Origin of the sequence: Streptomyces sp. NPDC090445, from assembly GCF_044769385.1 — a bacterium.
Lineage (GTDB): Bacteria > Actinomycetota > Actinomycetes > Streptomycetales > Streptomycetaceae > Streptomyces.
Genome location: NZ_JBIVXV010000022.1, coordinates 1 through 20,770, shown reverse-complemented (window position 1 = coordinate 20,770; position 20,770 = coordinate 1). Strand labels below are relative to the sequence as shown.

The 20,770-nt window shown below is 74.8% G+C and carries 17 protein-coding genes, 1 tRNA gene and 1 riboswitch; of the genes, 13 read left to right on the top strand and 5 right to left on the bottom strand.

Features of this window, described 5'->3' with window-relative positions:
• Positions 1-515 precede the first annotated feature (515 nt).
• Positions 516-2,330 carry a sigma-70 family RNA polymerase sigma factor gene (locus tag ACIQUT_RS30120; protein WP_403567405.1) on the bottom strand — a complete coding sequence of 605 codons (1,815 nt, stop codon included), beginning with the start codon at positions 2,328-2,330 and terminating at the stop codon, positions 516-518.
• A 235-nt stretch (positions 2,331-2,565) separates the two neighbouring features.
• On the opposite strand from ACIQUT_RS30120, the gene ACIQUT_RS30115 reads away from it, so the two are divergent.
• From ACIQUT_RS30115 to ACIQUT_RS30090, 6 genes are all read left to right on the top strand, one after another.
• Positions 2,566-3,204: a bifunctional 4-hydroxy-2-oxoglutarate aldolase/2-dehydro-3-deoxy-phosphogluconate aldolase gene (locus ACIQUT_RS30115; RefSeq protein ID WP_403567403.1), complete on the top strand. Its 639-nt coding sequence runs from the start codon at positions 2,566-2,568 to the stop codon at positions 3,202-3,204.
• A 49-nt stretch (positions 3,205-3,253) separates the two neighbouring features.
• Complete coding sequence (locus tag ACIQUT_RS30110; RefSeq protein ID WP_403567401.1) at positions 3,254-4,243, top strand: PfkB family carbohydrate kinase; 990 nt, start codon at positions 3,254-3,256, stop codon at positions 4,241-4,243.
• Between the two features lie 46 nt (positions 4,244-4,289).
• A tRNA-Trp gene (locus tag ACIQUT_RS30105) sits at positions 4,290-4,366 on the top strand.
• A gap of 95 nt (positions 4,367-4,461) precedes the next feature.
• Positions 4,462-4,598: riboswitch (cobalamin riboswitch) on the top strand.
• 35 nt (positions 4,599-4,633) lie between these two features.
• A complete protein-coding gene (locus ACIQUT_RS30100) occupies positions 4,634-5,635 on the top strand; it encodes an ABC transporter substrate-binding protein (protein WP_403567399.1) in 1,002 nt (333 codons plus the stop codon).
• 44 nt (positions 5,636-5,679) lie between these two features.
• Positions 5,680-6,759 (top strand): FecCD family ABC transporter permease, encoded by a 1,080-nt coding sequence (locus ACIQUT_RS30095; protein WP_403567397.1) that lies wholly within the window; start codon positions 5,680-5,682, stop codon positions 6,757-6,759.
• Complete coding sequence (locus ACIQUT_RS30090) at positions 6,756-7,568, top strand: ABC transporter ATP-binding protein (RefSeq protein ID WP_403567395.1); 813 nt, start codon at positions 6,756-6,758, stop codon at positions 7,566-7,568. Before ACIQUT_RS30095 ends, ACIQUT_RS30090 begins: the two co-directional genes overlap by 4 nt.
• Before the next feature lie 98 nt (positions 7,569-7,666).
• Here ACIQUT_RS30090 and ACIQUT_RS30085 read toward each other — a convergent pair whose 3' ends face one another.
• Together ACIQUT_RS30085 and ACIQUT_RS30080 are read right to left on the bottom strand one after the other, a co-directional pair.
• Complete coding sequence (locus ACIQUT_RS30085) at positions 7,667-8,062, bottom strand: VOC family protein (protein WP_403567394.1); 396 nt, start codon at positions 8,060-8,062, stop codon at positions 7,667-7,669.
• A 116-nt stretch (positions 8,063-8,178) separates the two neighbouring features.
• Positions 8,179-9,795, bottom strand: coding sequence for a N,N-dimethylformamidase beta subunit family domain-containing protein (locus ACIQUT_RS30080; RefSeq protein WP_403567393.1), 1,617 nt, complete (start codon positions 9,793-9,795; stop codon positions 8,179-8,181).
• Positions 9,796-9,963: 168 nt separating this feature from the next.
• On the opposite strand from ACIQUT_RS30080, the gene ACIQUT_RS30075 reads away from it, so the two are divergent.
• Complete coding sequence (locus ACIQUT_RS30075; protein ID WP_403567391.1) at positions 9,964-10,920, top strand: aldo/keto reductase; 957 nt, start codon at positions 9,964-9,966, stop codon at positions 10,918-10,920.
• 76 nt (positions 10,921-10,996) lie between these two features.
• On the opposite strand, the gene ACIQUT_RS30070 is transcribed toward ACIQUT_RS30075, so the two are convergent.
• Complete coding sequence (locus ACIQUT_RS30070) at positions 10,997-11,872, bottom strand: ABC transporter permease (RefSeq protein WP_403567574.1); 876 nt, start codon at positions 11,870-11,872, stop codon at positions 10,997-10,999.
• A gap of 23 nt (positions 11,873-11,895) precedes the next feature.
• Positions 11,896-14,742 (bottom strand): CocE/NonD family hydrolase, encoded by a 2,847-nt coding sequence (locus tag ACIQUT_RS30065; RefSeq protein WP_403567389.1) that lies wholly within the window; start codon positions 14,740-14,742, stop codon positions 11,896-11,898.
• Positions 14,743-15,123: 381 nt separating this feature from the next.
• Between ACIQUT_RS30065 and ACIQUT_RS30060 the strand changes: the two genes are divergently transcribed.
• From ACIQUT_RS30060 to ACIQUT_RS30035, 6 genes are all read left to right on the top strand, one after another.
• Entirely contained in the window at positions 15,124-16,668 is a 1,545-nt protein-coding gene (locus ACIQUT_RS30060; RefSeq protein ID WP_403567387.1) for an ATP-dependent DNA ligase, read from the top strand.
• A 41-nt stretch (positions 16,669-16,709) separates the two neighbouring features.
• A complete protein-coding gene (locus ACIQUT_RS30055) occupies positions 16,710-17,384 on the top strand; it encodes a helix-turn-helix domain-containing protein (protein WP_403567386.1) in 675 nt (224 codons plus the stop codon).
• 21 nt (positions 17,385-17,405) lie between these two features.
• Entirely contained in the window at positions 17,406-17,528 is a 123-nt protein-coding gene (locus ACIQUT_RS30050) for a DUF6126 family protein (protein ID WP_403567385.1), read from the top strand.
• A 79-nt stretch (positions 17,529-17,607) separates the two neighbouring features.
• Positions 17,608-18,690, top strand: a complete 1,083-nt coding sequence (locus ACIQUT_RS30045; RefSeq protein ID WP_403567383.1) for a dihydrodipicolinate reductase — start codon at positions 17,608-17,610, stop codon at positions 18,688-18,690.
• A 5-nt stretch (positions 18,691-18,695) separates the two neighbouring features.
• Positions 18,696-19,175, top strand: coding sequence for a carboxymuconolactone decarboxylase family protein (locus ACIQUT_RS30040; RefSeq protein ID WP_403567573.1), 480 nt, complete (start codon positions 18,696-18,698; stop codon positions 19,173-19,175).
• Between the two features lie 964 nt (positions 19,176-20,139).
• Positions 20,140-20,685 (top strand): winged helix-turn-helix domain-containing protein, encoded by a 546-nt coding sequence (locus ACIQUT_RS30035; RefSeq protein WP_403567381.1) that lies wholly within the window; start codon positions 20,140-20,142, stop codon positions 20,683-20,685.
• Positions 20,686-20,770: the final 85 nt, after the last annotated feature.

The window sequence follows — 20,770 nt, the reverse complement described above, 5'->3', positions numbered from 1 at the left end:
GAGGTCGGTCCGGTCCGTCGAGGCTGGTTCGGGTGGTCGGCCGGAGGCCGGCCGACGCATGCCGAGGGCGTTCAGGGCGGCGACGCGCTCCGGCGTGCGGGCGGCCGCGCGGGAGCACTGGTCGGCGACCCGCGCTCCCGGGCGCAACTCCCGCCCGCCGACGCGCTCCCATGCTCGAGGGGACCCGCAGGTGCTGCTCCCGCGCGTGGAACGGCCGGGCCGCGGCCGGGTGGTCGGCCCATGGCCCGCCCCGGCTGCGCCGCGGCCGGGGCGGCTCGGCCCCCGCCCGCCGCGGTCACGCCCGGCGTGTGCTCCGGCAGTCGGCGCCGGGCCCGGGTCGGCCGCTCCCGCCCGCCCCTTGGGTCAGGCGGAAGGCCCGCTGCCGGGGGACCTCCCGGGCCCGGCCCCTGTGATCCGCTCGCCGTTCTGCCCGCCGGTCTGCCCGTTCCGCTCCCGGTCCTCTCCTGCCCGGAAGCCGAAGCAGCCGGAGGGGCGGCGGTCGGGGCGGCGCGGCGTCACCGGGCGCCGAAGTTCTGCGTCCACCAGGGGCCGCCGGAACCCCGGTGGATTCCGACGCCTATGTCCTTGAACGAGCAGTTCAGTATGTTCGCGCGGTGGCCGGGGCTGTTCATCCAGGAGTCCATCACCGACTCGGGCGTCTGCTGCCCCTTGGCGATGTTCTCCCCGTACGTCGACCAGCGGTAGCCGGCGGCCGTCGTGCGGTCGCCCGGGTCGCTGCCGTCGGGGCTGGTGTGGGCGAAGAAGTCCCGGCCCGCCATGTCGTCGGAGTGCCGCTGAGCGGCCGTGCGGAGCTGGGAGTCGTCCTTGAGCGGGCCGCAGCCGGTCTTCGCCCGTTCGGCGTTGACCAGGGCCACGACCTGGCCCGCGGGCCCCTGGGGCGCGGGCGCCGGGTCCGGGGCCGAGGTGCGGGGAGCCGGCTTGGACGGGGTCGGCTTGGGGCTCGGGCTCGACCCGTCGGCGGACGGGCTCGGCGAGGCGGACGCCGACGGGGAGGGGGACGCCGAAGCGGAGGCGGACGGCGAGGCCGACTGCGGAGCCGAAGCGGCCGCCGACTCCGGGGCGGAGAGCGCGTTCACCGGGGCCGCGGTGTCCCGGCCGTCCTTGTCGCCCGAGCCGGGGAAGCCGCCGAGGTAGGCGAGCCCGCCGCCCGCGACGCACGCGGCGAGCACCGCACCGCCGACCGCCCGGCGGCGGCTGCGCCGGCGCTTGCGCAGCCGGCTGCGGCCGCCGGCCGTGGCCGGGTCGGGGTCCGGGAAGCCGTCCTGCGCGGAGACGGCGGGGGTCAGCTGTGTGACCGCGTCGGCGAGGTCGGCGTCGCCGGGGCCCGGGCGTCCGGGGCCCGGGTCGCCGAAGCCGGCGCCGCCGGGGCCCGTACCGCCGTCGCCGCCCGGGTAGGCACCGTTGTTCGGGTAGGCGCCGCTGCCCGAGGAGACGGCCTCGCCGGAGTGGCCGGAGTGGCCGGAGTGGCCGGGGTTGCCCGGGTAGGCCGCGGCCGCGGGGGCGAAGCCGCCCGTCGCCGCCACCGCCGAACGGACGCCGTCCAGCAGGACCACCGAGACCGGCACCAGCGCCAGGCCCGCCAGCAGCCCCTCGGCCGGGAGCAGCCCGCCCCACAGCCCCGCGCACCGCAGGCACTCCCGCGCGTGCCGGGCTATTCGCTTGCGCCACAGCGTGGACGGCTGTCCGTCCCAGCCGGCCGTCACCGACTGCAGCATGTCGCACGGCGGCTGCGCCTCCAGTGCCCGTTCCACCACCCGGGCCGACTCCAGCTGCGCCTTCATCCGCTGCACCCGCACCGCCGTGTGCTGCGGGGACAGCTCCAGCGCCGTGGCCACCTCGGCCCGGGTCAGCTCACCCGCACACTCCAGCCACCAGAGCGACAGCAGCGCCCGGTCGTCCGGCTCCAGCCAGCGGGTGGCGCGGGCCGTCTCGCGCCGCTGGCCCTCCAGCTGGAGCCGTACGACGGTCAGGTCCACGAAGTCGGCGCCGGGGTCGGCGAGTTCCCAGGCGGCCTCCAGGCCGCTCTCGCCGGGCGCGGTGCGCCGGGCCTGCCAGTACGCCCGTACGCGGTTCATCGCGATCGCCACCAGCCAGGACCGGAAGCTCTCGTCCGCACGGAGGGTGCCGAGACCGTCGAGCGCGCGCAGCATCGTGTCCTGCACGACATCGTCCACGTCGACCGACCCGTTCAGGGCACGCCCGACGACGTTGTAGACGAGCGGCAGATAGGTGCCGACCAGCTCGTCCTGCGCGCGGGGATCGCCCGCGCGGGCGGCCGCGACCAGCTCTGCCGTGTGCTGTGTAGTCATATGAGGTTTCCCTGTCCGTACCGGCGGTCGATGATGCCCGATATCTGGGAGACCGGCGAGCGCAGGCCGGATAACAATTTTCGGGGAAAGGTTTCGAAAACAGGTCCGGGGGGCGGGCGAGGGGACGGCCTCCGGCTTCTGCGGAACCCGGCGACAGGGGCGGGTGCGGCCGCTAGGGTCTGCGCAAGGAGTTCCGTCGTGGTTCCGTCGTGGGGAACGACCGGGGAGTCGCCTCGTGTCCTGCCATCCGTACGCGGCCCTGGCCGCCCAGCGACTGCTGCCGGTGCTGCGCACTCCCGGCGCGGACGACGCCGTCCGCCGCACCGAAGCCCTGCTGGCCGCCGGCTGTCGCGTGGTCGAGCTGACCACCACGACGCCCGGCTGGGCCGAGGCCGTCGCCCGGACCGCACCCCTCGCCGACGCGCACGGCCGCCCCGCGCTGATCGGGGTCGGCACGGTCACCACCGCCGGTCAGGCGGAGACCGCCCTGGACGCGGGCGCCGCCTTCCTCGTCTCCCCGTATCCGGCTCCCGAGGCCCGGGCGGCCGCCGGCCGGCGCGGCGCGGTCTTCATCGAGGGCGGCTTCACCCCGGGCGAGATCGCCGCCGCGGTGCGCAGCGCGGGCGCCGCCAAGGTGTTCCCGGCGCACGTCGGCGGCCCCGGTTTCCTCCGCTCCCTCACGGCCGTGCTCCCCGGGGCGGTGCTCCTCCCGACCGGCGGCATCCGGCCCGCCGAGGTCCGGGACTGGCTCGACGCCGGGGCCGCCGCCGTCGGCATCGGCAGCGGCCTGCCGGACGATCCCGCGGAACTGGCCGCCGTCTTCGCGGAGCCGGCGGGCCCCTGCTGCCCGGCCTGCGGCGGGACGGGCCGCTGACATGCCGGCCGGGCACGCGAACGGGGCGGAGAGAGAGGACGGAGAGGACATGAACGACCCCGGGTACGACGTGGTGGTCCTCGGCGAGGTCCTGGTCGAGATCCACACCGACACCGCCCTGCGGACGGCCGCCGACGGCACCCCGGCGCGCATCTCCTTCTCCGGCGACGCCCTGAACGCCGCCGCCGCGGCGGCCGCGGCGGGCGCCCGGACGGCCCTGCTCGCCGTCGTCGGGGACGACGAGCTGAGCGTTCCGCTGCTGCGCCGGGTCGCCGAACTCGGCGTGGACACCGCGCACATACGCCGGGCACCCCGCCCCAACGGCGCCTACCTGCTCGCAGCCGACACCGGGGGCGACCGCGAGTTCGTCTACTGGCGCACGCACAGCGCCGGTTCCACCCTCTCGCCCGGGCACGTGGAGGCCTGGCGGGACGTGCTCACCGGAGCCAAGGCCCTGATCGGCAGCGGGATCACCGGCGCCCTGTCGGCGGGCAGCGGCGAGGCCGTGGTGGCGGCCGCCGAGACCGTGCACCGGGCCGGCGGGCACGTCTCGTACGACCCGAACTTCCGGCCCCGGCTGACCGGCCGGGCCGCGGCCCGGCAACTGCTGGCGCGGGTCGCCCCGCTGACCGGGCTGCTCAAGACCTCCTGCCCCGCCGACGCGCTCGCCCTCGTGGGCACCGCGGACCCGGCCGCCGCCGCGGCCCGCTACCGCGCCCTCGGCGCCCGTACCGTCGCGGTCACCGCGGGCGCCGACCGGCTGCTCCTGGACGACGGGACACGCGCGGAGTACCACCCCGTACCCGTCAACCCGGCTCCGGTCGACGCCACCGGAGCCGGGGACTGCTTCACCGGCACCGCCACGGCCCGGATCGCCCTCGGCGACAGCCTCGCCGATGCCGTGGCCCACGGCATCGCGGCCGCCTCCCTGTCGGTGTCGGGACGCGGCGGGACCGGCGGCATCCCCCCGTTCGCCCGGACCGCGGCCCTGGCCGCCGTCCACCGCCGCCGAAGCGCCTCGGCGGACACGCGCCCTTAATCGAGTGGATCTTCTCGCCGTGTCATGGCATGGTTGTCCTCGTCGAAGGGGTGTAGCTCAGCTGGCCAGAGCGTCGGTCTCCAAAACCGAATGCCGCAGGTTCGAATCCTGTCGCCCCTGCCACGGTGAACCGGCGGTTCACGATCGAAGGCCCAGGTCCGGGTTGGCGGACCTGGGCCTTCGGCGCTCACGGGCGGCTGCTTTCCGGGGGGCCGTGCCGGTCTGGCAGACTGGTGTGGACCAACTCGGCGCTGCAGGACAGGAAACCGGTGCGACTCCGGTGCGGTCCCGCCACTGTGACCGGCCCCTCCGCGGAGCCGGAAGCCAGATACTGACGCGCCGCCTCTTCACGTCGGCCAGGGGACGAGGATCCCCCGGAGAGGCTTCGCCATGTCGCGTTCCCGCGCTCTGCTGCGCGCACTCGCCCCGCTTCCCCTCCTGATACCGCTCGCCGCGTGCGGCGGCCCCGGCGCGCCGGGCGGGGCGGCCCGGGACACGGCCGCGGGGGCGGCCGCCGCGCCCGGGTTCCCGTACACCGCCACCAACTGCGGTGTCACCACCACCTACCAGGCACCGCCGCAACGGGCCGTCAGCATGAACCAGCACGCCACCGAACTGCTGCTCGCCCTCGGCCTGCAGGACCGGATGGCGGGCACCGCCTACCTCGACGACGCCGTGCTGCCCGCCTACCGGCCCGCGTACGACGGGATCAAGGTGCTGGCCGAGGAGTACCCGTCCAAGGAGGTGCTCCTCGGCGCCGATCCGGACTTCGTGTACGGCGGTTACACCAGCGCGTTCGACAAGGCGCAGGGCCGCGACCGCGCGACGCTCGCCAAGGCGGGCATCAACACCCGGCTCAGCATCGAGTACTGCACCGGCGGGCCCGTCGGCCTGGACCAGCTGAAGACCGAGATCACCGAGGTCGCCCGCACCTTCGGCGTGCCCGAGCGGGGCGAACGGCTCATCGCGGAGGAGCAGCGCCGCGTCGACGCCGTCACCGCCCGGGTCAAGGACAAGGCCCGGCCGTCGGTGTTCGTCTACGACTCCGGCGAGGACAGCGCCTTCACCTCGGGCGGCCACGGCATCGGCAACGAGATCGTCTCCCTGGCGGGCGGGACGAACACCTTCGCCGACCTCAAGGACACCTTCGGCGACGTGTCGTGGGAGAAGGTCATCGAGCGCAAGCCCGAGGTCATCCTCATCTACGACTACGGCAGCACCACCGTCGAGACCAAGAAGCAGCGCCTGTTGAACGACCCGGCGCTCGCGGAGGTTCCCGCGGTCAAGAACCGCAGGTTCGCCGTGCTGCCGCTGTCCTCGGCCGTCCTCGGCGTGCGCGTCGCCGACGCCGTCGAGGCGCTGGGCCGCCAGCTCCACCCCGACGCCCCGTGACCCGGCCCGTGTCCCGACCCGTGGCACGCCGGGTGGGACGCCGGGTGGCACGGACCGCCGCGCGGACCGTCCCGCGGTCCCGTCCGCCCGTCGCCCTGGTCCTGCTCCTCCTCACCACGGCACTCGTCGCGTCCGCCGTGGCGGGGCTCGCCCTGGGCCCGGTCCGGATCGCCCCCGGGCAGGTGCTCGACCTGGTGCTCCGCGGACCCGGACCGGGCGGCGGGGCGTTCGCCTCCATCGTGTGGGACGTGCGGATGCCGCGGGTGCTCCTCGGCGCCGTCGTCGGAGCCGGCCTCGCCGTGGCCGGCACCGTCCTCCAGGCCCTCGTACGCAACCAGCTCGCCGACCCCTTCCTCCTCGGCGCCTCCTCGGGGGCCTCGGCCGGAGCCGTCCTCGTCATCGTCCTCGGAGCGGGAGCGGGAGCGGGAGCCGGAACCGCGGGCATCGCCGGCGGAGCCGGAGTGCCCGCGGCCGCGTTCGCCGGGTCGATGTGCGCGCTCGTCGCCGTGTACGCGATGGCCCGGCGCGGCGGAACCATGACCACCGGGCGGCTGATCCTCGCCGGCGTCGCCGTCCAGTACGTCCTGTCCGCGCTGACCAGCCTGGTGCTGGTGCTCGCCGCCCGCCCCGACCAGGTACGGTCCGTCCTCTTCTGGACCCTCGGCGGCCTCGGCGGCGCCCGCCCGGACGAACTGGCCCTGCCCGCCGCGGTGCTGCTCGCCGGCACCGTCCTGCTGATCGCCCTCGCCCGGCCGCTCGACCTGCTCCTGGCGGGGGAGGAGGGCGCACACACCCTCGGGCTGGACGCGGGCCGCTTCCGTGCCGCTGCCTTCGTCCTCGTCTCCCTCGTCACGGGGGTGCTCGTGGCGTACAGCGGGGCCATCGGCTTCGTCGGCCTGATGGTTCCGCACGCCGCCCGCATGGCCGTCGGGGCGGGGCATCGGGCCCTGCTGCCGGTCGCCGCACTGGGCGGGGCGGTGTTCCTGCTCCTGGCCGACCTGATCGCGCGTACGGCCGCGGCGCCCGAGGAGATACCGGTCGGCGTGGTCACCGCGCTCGCCGGCGGGCCGTTCTTCCTGTGGATGCTGAGGCGCTCCACGCGCACCGAGGGGGTGGCGGCATGACCGTGGGAAAGCACGCGCACCCACTGGAACTCACGGTCGAGGGCGTGCGTTACACGACCGGCGGACACACCCTGCTCCACGGAGTCGACCTCACCGCCCGGCCCGGCGAAACGGTCGGCGTGGTCGGCCCCAACGGCAGCGGCAAGACGACCCTGCTGCGCTGCGTGTACGGCACCCTGCGGCCCACGGGCGGCCGCATCCTGCTGGACGGCACGGACGCGGCGACCCTCGGAGTCAAGGACCGGGCCCGGCGCACGGCGGTCGTCCCGCAGGACGCGACCGGCATGCTCGGGCTGACCGTCCGCGAGGTCGTCGCCATGGGGCGCAGCCCGCACAAGCGGTTCTGGGAGCAGGACGGCCCGGACGACGCCCGGCGCGTCGCCGAGGCCCTGGAGACCGTCGGCGCGGCCGCCTTCGCGGACCGCCGCTTCGACGAACTCTCCGGCGGCGAACGCCAGCGCGCCCTCGTGGCCCGCGCCCTGACCCAGGACCCCGGCCTCCTCGCCCTCGACGAGCCGACGAACCACCTCGACATCCGCTACCAGCTGGAGATCCTGGCCCTGGTGCGGGCCCTCCCCACCACGGCCCTCCTCGTCCTGCACGACCTCAACCTGGCCGCAGCGTTCTGCGACCGCCTGTACGTCCTGGCGGCAGGCCGCACCGCCGCCGCAGGTCCCCCGACGGAGGTCCTCACGGAGCGACTCCTGACCAAGGTCTACGGCGTCCGCACCCGGATCGCTCCCCACCCCACCACGGCCGCCCCGAACATCGTCTACCTCCCCCCGAACACGCCCCGAGCCGACCACTGAGCGGCTGCGGGAGTGCCTGCGGGTGTGGCTGCGGGTGTGGCGAAGGGCGTCCGCGGGCCGGGGCGGGAGCCTTGGCCCACGGACGCCCTTCCCGGGCGCTACGGGGTGGGGGGCTGGTAGCCGTAGGGGCGGGTGATGATCTCCAGGGCGTGGCCGGACGGGTCCAGGAAGTAGACGCCGCGGCCGCCGTCGTTGTGGTTGATCTCGCCCGGGTGCTTCTGCCGGGGGTCGGCCCAGTAGTCGATTCCGGCCGCGCGGATCTTCCCGAACGAGACGTCGAACTCCGCTTCGGAGATCAGGAAGGCGTAGTGCTGGAGGGTGATGGATTCGGCCGGGACGGTCGCGAAGTCCAGGGTGACGCCGTTGGCGGTTTCGACGGGGACGAACGGTCCCCACTCCGTGCCGACCTCAAGGCCGAGGACGTCGGCGAGGAATTCGGCGGACTCCCGGTTGTTCCGGGAGTGGACGATCGTGTGGTTCAGCATGACTGACATGTGTGAATGCCTCCGCAAGGCACATCACGGGCACCTCCATGCCTCACCCGGTCGGTGACCGACACGCGATGCCGTGGTCGTGATCCTAGGCGTCCCTTCCGGGGGGAGTCCACCGCTCAAGATCCGTAAACGGCCTTGACGTTGTCCTGCGCCGGGTGTGCGCGGCCCGCCGGGCCCGCCGCGAAGGCGCGGAGGAGGTTTTCCGTCACCCGGGTCGTCAGGGCGCCTGCGCGTGCGTCCAGGCTGTGGTTGGCGCCGCTGCTGCCGTCGCCCGTGGCATCCAGGGCCTCCACCCAGCGCATGGTCCCGGTGGCGAACACGCCCGCGCCGCTCGGCACCGTGTGGTACGCCGTGTCCGCGTGGCTGGGCCGGCCCTCGCACACCACGGGGGAGTGCGCCAGGATCTCGATCGGGCGGGGTGTGGGGAAGCCGGTGTCGACCTTGTCGTACTCCACGCCCACCAGGTGCGCGAAGCGGTCGCCCGCCTTCACCCCCGTGCCCTCGAAGAGCCAGTGCCCCGGGTTGGTCACCACGTACGGGGCGTCCACCGGGTAGCCGTCGTAGATCACGCCGAGCAGCGAGCTCTCCGGGTCGGCGCCCGGCGCCGAACGGAAGTCGGTGGTCGCCGGGTGGCCCCGCTTGTGCCCGGGGTCCTGGTCGTAGGAGGTCTTGTAGCAGACCAGGGTGCGCTCCGGCCCCAGCTCGGACGGCTCCAGTCGGATCCGGCGGAAGCAGCAGTTCGCGCCCAGGACCGCGATGTTGGTGCCGGCGTCGCGGGCCGCGGTGAAGTGGGCCCGCTGCTCCGGCGACCAGTACTCGTCGTGCCCGAGGGACAGGACCGCCGCGGCCCCCTCCAGCAGCCGCTTCTCGCGCGCGACGTCGCTGGTCGTCGCGTAGGCCAGCGGTATGCCGAGCCGCTCGGCCAGGGCGAGCAGCGGGGCCTCGTACACGAGGAACAGGCCGGCGCCGTCGTCGTACTCGTACGGCCGGTCGAAGGTGACGGCCAGCGAGCGGGAGGAGTATCCGCCGCTCGGGCCGTCGTAGCTGCTGTGGCCGCCCCACCGGTTGTACGCCTGCCAGGTCGCCACGGCGTTGACGACGACCGTGCGCCCGGCGGTGGCCGCCGACCGCACCGTGACCGGCACGAAGCGCTGGCCGCCCTCGCCGCCCTGTGCGTCGAGCCGCAGCAGGTAGCAGCCCTCGGGCCAGCCCTTGGTGTCGACGGTGGCGGTACGGGGCCACCGGGCGCGGACCATCCGGGTCGCGGCATCCAGGGTGTGCTCCGGCTGCCGCACCCCGGGCAGGGCCTCGGAGCGCCACACGAGCCGGGCCCGGGCGCCGCCGTACCAGCCCATCCGGTAGGCGGAGACGGTGAACCGGGGCGCGGTGGTCGACACGTGCAGCCCGAAGGACTCGCCGGGCAGCACGCTCACCTTGTCGGCGAAGCCCTCGACGGCCCGGGCCGGTCCGGCCTTGGTGACGTGCCAGTCGGCGTTCCCGGGCTTGGCGTTCTCCGCCGTGACGTCGAAGCCGCCCGGTGCGGACGGACCTCCTGCGGGCGCTCCCCCGCCTGCGCCCCCTCCCTTCGCCCCGCCGGCGTCGCCGGTGTCGCCGGTCCCGCAGCCGGCCACGGCCCCGAGGCCGGCCGCGGTGGCCGCCCCCGTCGCGAGGGTGAGGAACCGCCGCCGGGCCGCGCCTTCGCCCTGTCCTCCGGTCGTATCATCCTGATGCATGCAGGGCACGCTATGTCACCGCCCGCGGCCTTCCGCCACCGGACCGGCCCCCACCGGCCCGGTCCCCGCCGCCGTCCGCCCGTGACCCTGCCGCCGCCCGTCCGGCCGTGCCTAGACTGGGCCGTCGATCAACGATCATGAACCGGTACACGGTGGAGGGAACCCCTCATGCGCTACCTGCCCCTGGGCAGTTCAGGCCTCCAGGTCTCCGCAGTAGGCCTCGGTTGCAACAACTTCGGCGGCCGCCTCGACGCCCGGGCCACCCGGTCCGTCGTGGACGCCGCCCTCGACGCGGGCATCACCCTCCTCGACACCGCCGACATCTACGGCGGCCGCGGAGGCTCCGAATCCCACCTCGGCCAAGCCCTCAAGGGCCGTCGCGACCAGGTCGTCCTCGCCACCAAGTTCGGCTACGCCGGCGTGGACATGGGCTACGGCCCCGCCGCCGGATCCCGCGGCGGCCGCGCCTACATCCGGCGCGCCGTCGAGGAGTCACTGCGCCGCCTGGACACCGACCACATCGACCTGTACCAGCTGCACAGCCCCGACCCCGCCGTCCCCGTGGCCGAAACCCTGGCCGCGCTCACCGAGCTCGTCGCCGAGGGCAAGGTCCGCTACATCGGCCACTCCAACCTCAGCGGCTGGCAGCTCGCCGAAGCCGCCCACGTCGCACGCGAAACGGGCGCGGTGCCGTTCGTATCGGCGCAGAACGAGTGGTCGCTGCTGCAGCGCTCGGCGGAGGCGGAACTCGTCCCGGCCGCCCGGCACTACGGCCTCGGCGTCCTCCCGTACTTCCCGCTCGCCAACGGCCTGCTCACCGGAAAGATCCGCCGGGGCGCGCCCGTCCCGGCCGGCTCCCGGCTGGAGGGCCGCGACGCCTACCTGACCGAGGCGCGGCTCGACACCGTCGAGGCGCTGGCCGCGATCGCCGACAAGCACGGCCGCAGCATCCTCGAACTCGCCATCGGCTGGCTGTCCGCCCAGCCCGGCTGCGCCTCCGTCATCGCGGGCGCCACCTCCGCCGAGCAGGTACGCGCCAACGCCGCGGTCGCCGACCGCCCCCTGGAGCCGGAGCTCCTCGCCGAGATCGACGCGGTCGCGGGAACCGCCGGGCACGCGGTGTGAGACGCCGCCGGCCCGGGACCCCGCTGCGGGTCCCGGGCCGGCTCCGGCTCCGTCTGCGGTTCCAACGGGGGGCGGTTCAGGAGACGATGTCCTTGCGGGCGAAGCCGCGGAAGGCGAGCGCGACCAGGACGATCGCACAGGACACCGACACGGCCGTCCCCTTCACCATGCCCGCCCACTCCAGGTTCGGCTGGAGGGCGTCCGCCCAGGCGAACTGCCAGTGCGCAGGCAGGAACTCCCGCCAGGACCCCAGCGCCGTCACCGCGTCCAGCACGTTGCCGACGATCGTCAGGCCGACCGCCCCGCCCACCGCGCCCAGCGGCGCGTCCGTCCGCGTCGACAGCCAGAACGCCAGTCCGGCCGTGACCAGCTGGGACACGAAGACGTACGCCACCACGAGCGCGAGCCGCGGCAGCGCGTCCCCGGCCGCCAGGACCCCGCCCGTCGGCAGCTTCAGGGGCCCCCACCCGTACGCGGCCGTGCCCGCCGCCAGCGCCACCGCCGGCAGCAGCACGATGCCCGCCAGGCTGAAGCCCAGCGCCACCACCAGCTTGCTCCACAGCAGCCGCGCCCGGGGCACGGGCGAGGCCAGCAGGTAGCGGAGCGACGACCAGTTCGCCTCCGACGCCACCGTGTCCCCGCAGAACAGCGCCACCGGCACCACCAGCAGGAACCCGGCCGACACGAACAGGCAGGTGGCCGCGAAGTTCGCGCCCGAGGCCGTCGCGGTGTCGATGAACGTGATCCGGTTGTTCCGGCCGCCGCCCTCCCGCCCGCCGCCCACCGCGAACGCGATGATCATCACGAAGGGCAGTGCGGCCAGCACCCCGCCCATCACCAGCGTCCGGCGCCGGCGCCACTGCCGCAGCGCCTCCACGCGCAGCGGCAGCGTACGGGCCGGGCGGTAGCCGGGAGCCCCCTCCGCCGCGGCGGCGGTCCCCGTGCTCTGCACACTGCTCACGCTGCTCGCGGCGCTCACGCCGTACCTCCGATCAGGGTCAGGAAAGCGTCCTCCAGGCGCCGGTGCGGGCCCACCCCGCTCACCGGCACCTCCAGCCGCACCAGTTCGGCCACCAGTTCCGCGGCCGTCGCACCGCCGAGCCGCACGAGCAGCCCCTCCTCGCAGGCCCTGGCGGACCCCACGCCCTCCAGGGCCGCCACCTTCGCGACGGTGATCTCGTCCACCGGCCCGTCGACCACGACCAGCAGCGTGTCCCCGCCACCGGTGATCTCGCCGACCTCGCCGGCCCGCACCAGCCGCCCGCGGTCCATGACCACGAGGTGCGTACAGGACTGCTCGACCTCCGACAGCAGATGGCTGGAGACGATCACCGTGCGGCCCCCGGCGGCGTACCGGATCATCACGTCCCGCATCTCGCGGATCTGCGGCGGGTCCAGACCGTTCGTCGGCTCGTCGAGGATCAGCAGGTCCGGCAGCCCGAGCATGGCCTGCGCGATCGCGAGCCGCTGCCGCATGCCCTGGGAGTACGTGCGCACCGCGCGCTCCAGTGCGTCGCCGAGCCCGGCGATCTCCAGGGCCTCCGCCATGTGCGCGTCCGTGGCGGGCCGTCCGGTGGCCTGCCAGTACAGCTCCAGATTGGCCCGCCCCGACAGGTGCGGCAGGAATCCGGCGCCCTCGACGAAGGCCCCGACCCGCGACAGCACCGGGGCTCCCGGCCGCACCGGGTGCCCGAACACCCGGATCTCCCCGGCGTCCGGCGTGATCAGCCCCATCAGCATCCGCAGGGTGGTGGTCTTGCCGGCGCCGTTGGGCCCGAGCAGGCCCAGCACCTGGCCCCGCTCCACCCGGAACGACAGGTCCCGCACCGCGTACCGGTCCTGTCCCTTCGCATACCGCTTCGTCAGGCCCCTGATGTCCAGCGGTACGCCGTCGCCCGGCCCGGGCACGGGAAGCGGCGCAGCGCCCCCCGCCGGAGCACCCGGCTGCGGCCGGTCCTGCGGCTGCGCGTGCGCCGTCGCCGCCCCGGTCCGGCCGGACCGGCGGATCCCCAGCAGTGCCGCCGCCACCAGTACCGCGCCCACCGGCAGGCCCCAGGTCCAGGCGGGCAGCCCCGCCGCGGCCGTCCGCACCCCGTCCGCCACGGGCACCGCCAGCGGGCCCTGCACCGCCACCGTGTACGAGGCCGGGGCCGCCGGGGACGCATAGCCCAGGTCGGTGGCCGCCACGACGAGCCGCAGCCGGTGCCCGGCCTGCACAGCGTGGTCGACGGCGGGCAGCCGCAGCTCCACGGTCCGGCCCTGCCCCGCGTCCTCCACCCGCAGCGGGGCGACCAGCTGATGCGGCAGCACCTGCTGCCGCCCGTCGGGCCCGACGTCGTACACCTTGCCGAACAGGACCGCCGCCCCGTCCGCCGCCGTCGACCGCACGGTCAGCGTGACCGTCGGCGTACCGGTGATCCGCACCTCCTCGGGCAGCGGCTCCGTGTCGAACCGGGCGTGCTGCCCGGGGAAGTCCAGGGCCAGCCCGGCCCCGAAGGCGGCCAGCTGCCCCCCGATCCCGGGGACGGAGGACATCGCGGACGGCGTGCCGCCCGCCGGGTTGGCGAAGGTTTGCTCCCGGGCCTGGCCGCGGCCCCCGCCGCCGTTCGCCAGGGCGAACTCGCGGCGGCTCGCGGTCAGCCCGGGATAGCCCTCGCCGGTCGCGCCGCGCAGCCGTACCGCGCCGTCGGTGGAGTCGATGCCCCCGGAGCGGGAGACGCGGAACGCGGGACCGGTGTCCGCCCCCGCCTCACCCTTGAGGTGCCGGTCGAACCAGGCCGCCACCCGTGCCTCGACCCGGCCTGCCTCGCGCACGCCGCCGTCGTGCCCGCCGGCCGCCCAGTCGACGGCCACGGGCGCGCCGTTCGCGGCGACCGCCCGGGCCATCGCGTCGGCCTGGTCCAGCGGGAAGAGGGAGTCGTCCTGCCCCTGCACGATGAGCGCCGGCACCTTGATCCGGTCCGCGACCGCCGACGGGCTGCGCCGCTCCAGCAGCGCGCGAGCCTCGGCGTCGGGCATACCGGAGGCCGCGACCCGCTCGTACATGGCGCACAGCTCCGGCCGGAACCGCCCGCACGCCGTGGCCGCGGCCACGGTCGCGGGGGCACCGGGTCCGGCGGCCGTCGACGGCCGGTCCGCGGACGCCTCCGCAGGGCCGCCCGGCTGCATGCCGCCCGCCGAACCGGTGGTGAAGAACAGCCCCGCCCACAGCTTCTTGAACACCCCCTGCGGGAAGAGGGAGTCCGCGAGGCTCCAGTACGTGATCTGCGGGGCGATCGCGTCCACCCGGCTGTCGTACCCGGCGGCGAGCAGCGCGACCGCCCCGCCGTACGACGCCCCGGCGACACCGACCCGCGGATCACCGGCGGCGTCGAGCCGCACCTCGGGGCGCGTCGCCAGCCAGTCGAGGAGCCGGGAGACGTCCTTGACCTCGTACTCGGGGTCGTTCAGCCCGATCTGCCCGCCCGAGCGGCCGAAGCCCCGCGCCGACCAGGTCAGCACCGCGTACCCGTCCCGGGCCAGCCGCTCCGCCTGCGCGCGGACGTCGTCCTTGCTGCCGCCGAAGCCGTGGCCCAGCAGCACCGCCGGACGCTTCTCCGGGCCCGGGGCGGTGAAGTACGAGGTGTCGATCCCGGCGCCCGGCATGTCGAGCACCCGGTCCTCGCGGCGTACGGGCGGCTGCCCGCCGGATGCGGCGGCCGTCCAGGTTCCGGCGCCCGCGACGACGGCGAGCGCGGCCGCGCCCGCGAGGAAGCGGCTTCGGCGGTGCCGGGGGAGCGGCCGGGGGAGCGGGAGCCTCGGCTTCGGCAGTCGGAGCGTCATACCGGCACCCTAGACGGATCATCGGGGCGCGCTGAGCGCCTCCGGGTGGAGCCGCGCACCTCCTTGGGGAGTACGCGGGCGCCTGCCGGTGTACCGCGTCCGCGGTACGTTGCGGGCTCCGGCCCCCCTGGGCGTGCCGCAGGCTCCGGCCCGGGGGCGCCCCGCTGTGTGCTTTCCCCCACCCCGCCCCTTCCCGAAACCGGGGATTGCGACCCCGGCCTCCGCCCGGCGGGCGCTGCGCGCCCGACCTCCCGGGGCTCCGCCCCGGACCCCGCTCCTCAAACGCCGGAGAGGCTGGATCGGCGCCGGAGGGGTGGGGTGGCGGTGGAGGGGGTGGGGTGGCGGGCTGCGGGGTTGCTTGGGTGGCGGGAGGATGGCGGCATGCTGCTTGCCGAGGTTGCGCGTGTGTCCCGGGCGGTTGCCGAGACCTCCGCCCGGTCCCGCAAGACCGCCCTGCTCGCGGAGCTGTTCGCGGCCGTGCCCGCGGACGAGGCCGCCCTGGTCATCTCGTACCTCGCCGGGCGGCTCCCGCAGGGCCGGCCCGGCCTGGGCTGGCGTACCCTCGGCCGGCCCGTCGCACCCGCCGACCGGCCCGGCCTGGGCGTCGCCGAGGTGGACGCGGCCGTCACCGAGCTCGCCGCCTTGGCCGGGCCCGGTTCCCAGGCCGGGCGGAACCGGATCGTCGACGCCCTGTTCGCCGCCGCCACCGAGCCCGAGCAGCGGTTCCTGCGCAGCCTGCTGTCCGGCGAGGTGCGCCAGGGCGCCCTGGACGCCGTGGCCCTGGAGGGCGTGGCCGCGGCCGCCGGGGTGCCGGCCGCCGAGCTGCGCCGGGCCGTGATGCTCGACGGCTCCCTGCCCCGGGTGGGCGCCGCGGTCCTCGCCGGGGGCCGGGCCGTGCTGCGCGAGATCACCCTCCGCGTCGGGCAGCCCGTCCAGCCGATGCTGGCGAACACCGCCGGGTCGGTGGCCGAGGCCCTGGCCGCGCTGGGGCCCTGCGCGGTGGAGGAGAAGCTCGACGGGATCCGGGTGCAGGTGCACCGCGACGGGGACGCCGTCCACGTCTACACCCGCTCCCTCGACGAGATCACCGACCGCCTGCCGGAGGTGGTGCAGGCGGCGCGGGGGTTCGCGGGGGAGCGGTTCATCCTGGACGGCGAGGTCATCGGCCGGGGCCCGGACGGCCGCCCGGTGCCGTTCCAGGACATCGCGAGCCGGGTCGGGTCCCGGATCGACGTCGAGACCGCCCGCCGGACGCTGCCCGTCGCCCCGTACTTCTTCGACGTGCTGGCCGCCGGCGGCGACGTCCTCCTCGACCTGCCCGTCCGCGAGCGGTACGCCGTCCTCGCCGCGCTCGTGCCGGAGGGCTTCCGGGTCCGCCGGCTCGCCGTCGAGGACCCGGCGGCGCAGGCGGCCGAGGCCGAGGAGTTCTGGGCCCAGACGCTGCGCCGCGGCCACGAGGGCGTCATGGCCAAGGCCCTCGACTCCGCGTACGCTGCCGGCCGGCGCGGCCGGCACTGGCTCAAGGTCAAACCCGTGCACACCCTGGACCTCGTCGTGCTCGCCGCCGAATGGGGCCACGGCCGGCGTACCGGGACCCTGTCGAACCTGCACCTCGGCGCCCGGGCCGGCGGCGGCTCGTACGCCATGCTCGGCAAGACCTTCAAGGGGCTGACCGACGAGATGCTGCACTGGCAGACCGGCCGGCTGCGGGAACTGGCCGTGGAGGACGACGGGCACACCGTGCGGGTCCGGCCGGAGCTGGTCGTCGAGATCGCCTACGACGGCCTGCAGCGCTCCCCCCGCTACCCGGCCGGGGTGGCGCTGCGCTTCGCGCGGGTGCTGCGCCACCGGCCGGACAAGCGCGCGGACGAGGCGGACACGGTGGAGACGGTGCTCGGCCGGGACCGGACTTTGCCTCAGAGGTAAGACGGATTGCCAGTCAGGCAAGGTTCTGGCTCAATCGGAGCATGACACCTGGTCCCCCCGGTCCGGCCGGCCCCGAAGGAGCCGACCCCGGCACCGAAGCCGACGCGCTGCCCGCGGTGGCCCCGCAGCTGCGCGAGCTGCGCCGCCGCGCCGGACTCACCCTCGAGGCCGCCGCCGCCCGGGCCCGACTCTCGCCCGCCCACCTCTCCCGCCTGGAGACGGGGCGCCGCCAGCCCTCGCTGCCGCTGCTGCTCGGGCTCGCCCGCACCTACGGCACGACGGTCTCCGAGCTGCTCGGCGAGACCCCCGCCGAGGCCGATCCCATCGTACGCGCGGGCGGTCCGGGCGCCCGCGAGGCCGACGGCTGGACGTACTGGCAGGCGGGCGGCTCCGGCCGCGGCATGCAGGCGCTGCGCGTGCACGTCCCGTACGGCGACCGCAGCCAGGGCGAGCTGGTCCGCGTCCATCCCGGCGAGGAGTGGCTGTATGTCCTCAAGGGGCGGCTGCGGCTGCACCTGGGCGAGGCCGAGTACCTGCTGGAGCCCGGCGACAGCGCCCACTTCGACTCGCTCACCCCGCACCGGATCGCCGCGGCCTCCCGCACGGGAGCCGACCTGCTGTTCGTCCACACGCTGCTGCAGAGCAGCCTCTCCGGCCTGTGCCTCGGAGGCACGGGCACGGGTACCGGCCCCGGCCGCCCGACCACCCACCACTGAACTCCAAGGAGCACCACCACCATGCGCATGCAGATGAAGTTCCCGCGCGGACTGGTGATCCGGCTGATCGCCTACCTGTTCGTCGGCCACCTCTTCGCCTTCTTCGTCTACCTCCTGTTCCTCCTCGGCGGGCAGAACCAGTAGCAGAACCAGTAACGGCGGCCCGCGGAGTTTTCCCCGCGCGACTCTGGGAACCTCGGGATCCTGTCGCTACCCTCCGCGCATGATTCCCACGGTTGTCTGGGGCACCGGCAACGTCGGCCGTCTGGCCATCCGTGCCGTGGAAGCCCATCCGGCGCTGGAACTGGCCGCCGTCATCGTCCACCATCCCGACAAGGTCGGCCGCGACGCGGGCCGCCTCGCCGGCCTCGGCCACGACACCGGGGTCACGGCCACCGACGACGCCGAGGCGGTCCTCGCGACCCGGCCGCGGGCCGTCGTCTACGCCGCCACCGGCGACATCCGCCCCGACGGCGCGCTCGCCGACATCACCCGGGCGATCCGGGCCGGAGCGGTCGTCGTCAGCCCCGCCCTCTACCCGCTGTACGACCACCGCAGCGCCCCGCCGGAGTTCCGCGATCCGGTGGCGGCCGCCGTCGCGGAGGGCGGCGGCTCGCTGTTCGCCTCCGGCGTCGACCCCGGCTGGGGCAACGACGTGCTCCCACTCCTGGTCAGCGGACTGGGCACCGCGATCGACGCCATCCGCTGCCAGGAGATCTTCGACTACTCCACCTACGACCAGCCCGACTCCGTGCGCGACCTGGTCGGCATGGGCCGGCCCATGGACTTCGAGCCGATGATGCTCATGCCGTCCGTCCCGACCATGGTGTGGGGCGGGCAGATACGCATGATGGCCCGCGCCCTCGGCGTCGAACTCGACGGGATCCGCGAGACGGTGGACCGCCGCGCCCTCGACACCACCGTCACCACCCGCACCATGGGCGTCTTCGAGGCCGGCACCCAGGGCGCGATCCGCTTCGAGGTCCAAGGCATCGTCGACGGCGAACCCCGCCTCGTCATCGAACACGTCACCCGCATCCACCCCTCCTGCGCCCCCGACTGGCCGGCGCCGCCCGACGGCGGCGACGGCGCCCACCGCGTGGTCATCGAGGGCCGCCCCCGCATCGAGGTCACCGTCGAGGCCACCGACGAGGACGAGAACCGCTCGGCCGGCGGCAACGCCACCGCCGTCGGCCGCCTGGTCGGCGCCATCGACTGGCTGGTGGAAGCCGAACCGGGCCTCTACGACGCCCTGGACATCCCGCTGCGCCCCGCCGTCGGCAGACTCGGAAGGAAACGGCCATGACCGCCATGAGGATCGACGTCCCCGAAGGGCAGCACCCGATCGAGTACGTGTGGGGCGACATGGTCCCCGGGATCGGGCCGGCCGCCGCGAACTTCTCGCTGTCGGTGTACGCCCACACCACCCTCGGGCTGCGCGAGTTCGAGGCCGCGCGGCTGCGCGTCGCACAGATCAACGGCTGTTCCTTCTGCCTGGACTGGCGGACCGAGCGCGACGGGGAGAAGGTCGAGGAGGAGTTCGCCGACGCGGTCACCGAGTGGCGCACCACGGACCGCTTCGACGAGCGGACCCGGCTCGCCGCCGAGTACGCCGAGCGGTACACCCTCGACCACCACCGCCTCGACGACGCGTTCTGGGAGCGGATGACCGCGCACTACAGCCAGCTGGAGATCGTGGAGCTGACCATGAGCATCGGGTCCTGGCTGGCCTTCGGCCGCCTCAACCACGTCCTCGGCCTCGACACCGTCTGCGTCCTGCCGGGCCACTGAGGGACGGGGGAGCCGGGGGAATCCGGGGTTCGAGCCCCTGTGGTTTCGAGTTCCCGGAGTTCGAGGCTCCGGGGCCGGCCGACGCATCGGGCCGCCCGGGGCCGGTCTTGGAGGCCCGTGTCTACACCGAACTGCGGCGCCCGCTACGGGCCGTGTCGCTGCTGACGGACGTGCTCGGACGATACGACGCCAGCCACGCCCGGGAGCTGGCGCTGTACCTTTCCTGGCTGGCGGTGGCCTACGCCGACGCCAACGAGCCCGAGGCCGCAGCGGGAACAGCGGGTCGGATGCTCGCCCTCGGGCAAAGCGGCAGCGAACGCACGGCGGAACGCACGAGGATCGTGCTCGATCGACTCGGGCCTATCGTGACGTGCCCGAAGTCGCCGAAGTACTGGCGTCCTGAGCGCCCTCGGAGTTGGCTGCCTGCCGGCCGGAGTCAGCCTCCGGCGGATTCGGGGCCTGAGTGGGAGGGGTCCCTCGTCGCCCGGGCAGCTTCGCCGTGCCCGGGGCTTCCTGGTATGCCTCCGGTGCCCGGGCGAGGAGGGACCCCCTCCCGCGACCGCGAGCCCGACACCACGACGAAGCCGCACTCGCACACGACCCCCTGCCCCTCGGAGGGAGGGCCGGGATCTGTGGCGGAGCCCCGGAAAGGGTTGGCTGTGCTGGTTGTCGCGCGCCCGGGCCGTTGCCAGCGGGCCGCCTTGATCAAGTAAAGAAACTCTGAACAGCTCAGCGCACGGCACCGGGCCCGAGGGCATTCTTCATGGCAGTCAGGTGCCATATCCAACGTCGCCGACACAGGTCCGGCTCTGTTTTCAGCCGCTGTGGCCCCTCGGTGACCGGTGACCACCGTCGAACCCGACGACGGGCGTCCAGCGTTCTGTGCAGCACCCGTCCGCTGACGTTGACGCTGAGGTTGAAAGGGTGGGGTGACAGCGGGCGTTGGCGGTGCTACATCCTCGTCATGAGGTACGCGGATGGCGGCGGACTGACCGCCGCGGGGCGGGCGAAGCGTGAAGCGGTGCGCTTCGAGGTCGTGGAGATGTTCGAGCAGGGGGTGCGGCCGCCGGAGGTGGCCCGCGGGTTACGGGTGTCGCGGAAGTCGGCGTACGCCTGGCACGCGGCCTGGCGGGACGGCAGCAGGCCGGCCCTGGCCTCCCAGAGGCCCGGTGGCTTTCCGTGTCAGCTCAGCGATGCCCACGCAGAACGCCTGCAGGTCGAGTTGGAGGCCGGCCCTGCGGTGCACGGCTGGGTGGAGGACCAGCGGTGGACCCTTGCCAGGGTCGCGGAGCTGATCCACCGGCTGTTCGGGCACCGGTACACCCAGCGTGGGGTGTCGTATCTGCTGCACCGGCTGGGCTGGTCGCCGCAGGTCCCCGCGCACCGGGCCGTCGAGCGCGACGAGCAGGCCGTGGCCAGGTGGCGGGAGGAGCAGTGGTCGCGGGTAAGAGGACGGCCCAGCTCCTGGGCGCGTGGACAGCCTTCGAGGACGAGGCCGGACAGGACCTGAAGCCCGGCAAGGGCCTGACCTGGTCGCGGCGGGGCAGGACGCCGCTGGTCAAGGTGACGGGCAAGGGTTCGGGCCGGGTCCTGAT

Bases quoted from the DNA above. Each gene is read 5' to 3' on its own strand.
- ACIQUT_RS30120 (WP_403567405.1), bottom strand. From the start codon at position 2,330: ATGACTACACAGCACACGGCAGAGCTGGTCGCGGCCGCCCGCGCGGGC.
- ACIQUT_RS30050 (WP_403567385.1), top strand. From the start codon at position 17,406: ATGCGCATGCAGATGAAGTTCCCGCGCGGACTGGTGATCCGGCTGATC.
- ACIQUT_RS30100 (WP_403567399.1), top strand. From the start codon at position 4,634: ATGTCGCGTTCCCGCGCTCTGCTGCGCGCACTCGCCCCGCTTCCCCTC.
- ACIQUT_RS30035 (WP_403567381.1), top strand. From the start codon at position 20,140: ATGAGGTACGCGGATGGCGGCGGACTGACCGCCGCGGGGCGGGCGAAG.
- ACIQUT_RS30065 (WP_403567389.1), bottom strand. From the start codon at position 14,742: ATGACGCTCCGACTGCCGAAGCCGAGGCTCCCGCTCCCCCGGCCGCTC.
- ACIQUT_RS30075 (WP_403567391.1), top strand. From the start codon at position 9,964: ATGCGCTACCTGCCCCTGGGCAGTTCAGGCCTCCAGGTCTCCGCAGTA.
- ACIQUT_RS30040 (WP_403567573.1), top strand. From the start codon at position 18,696: ATGAGGATCGACGTCCCCGAAGGGCAGCACCCGATCGAGTACGTGTGG.
- ACIQUT_RS30085 (WP_403567394.1), bottom strand. From the start codon at position 8,062: ATGTCAGTCATGCTGAACCACACGATCGTCCACTCCCGGAACAACCGG.
- ACIQUT_RS30080 (WP_403567393.1), bottom strand. From the start codon at position 9,795: ATGCATCAGGATGATACGACCGGAGGACAGGGCGAAGGCGCGGCCCGG.
- ACIQUT_RS30090 (WP_403567395.1), top strand. From the start codon at position 6,756: ATGACCGTGGGAAAGCACGCGCACCCACTGGAACTCACGGTCGAGGGC.
- ACIQUT_RS30045 (WP_403567383.1), top strand. From the start codon at position 17,608: ATGATTCCCACGGTTGTCTGGGGCACCGGCAACGTCGGCCGTCTGGCC.
- ACIQUT_RS30060 (WP_403567387.1), top strand. From the start codon at position 15,124: ATGCTGCTTGCCGAGGTTGCGCGTGTGTCCCGGGCGGTTGCCGAGACC.
- ACIQUT_RS30055 (WP_403567386.1), top strand. From the start codon at position 16,710: ATGACACCTGGTCCCCCCGGTCCGGCCGGCCCCGAAGGAGCCGACCCC.
- ACIQUT_RS30110 (WP_403567401.1), top strand. From the start codon at position 3,254: ATGAACGACCCCGGGTACGACGTGGTGGTCCTCGGCGAGGTCCTGGTC.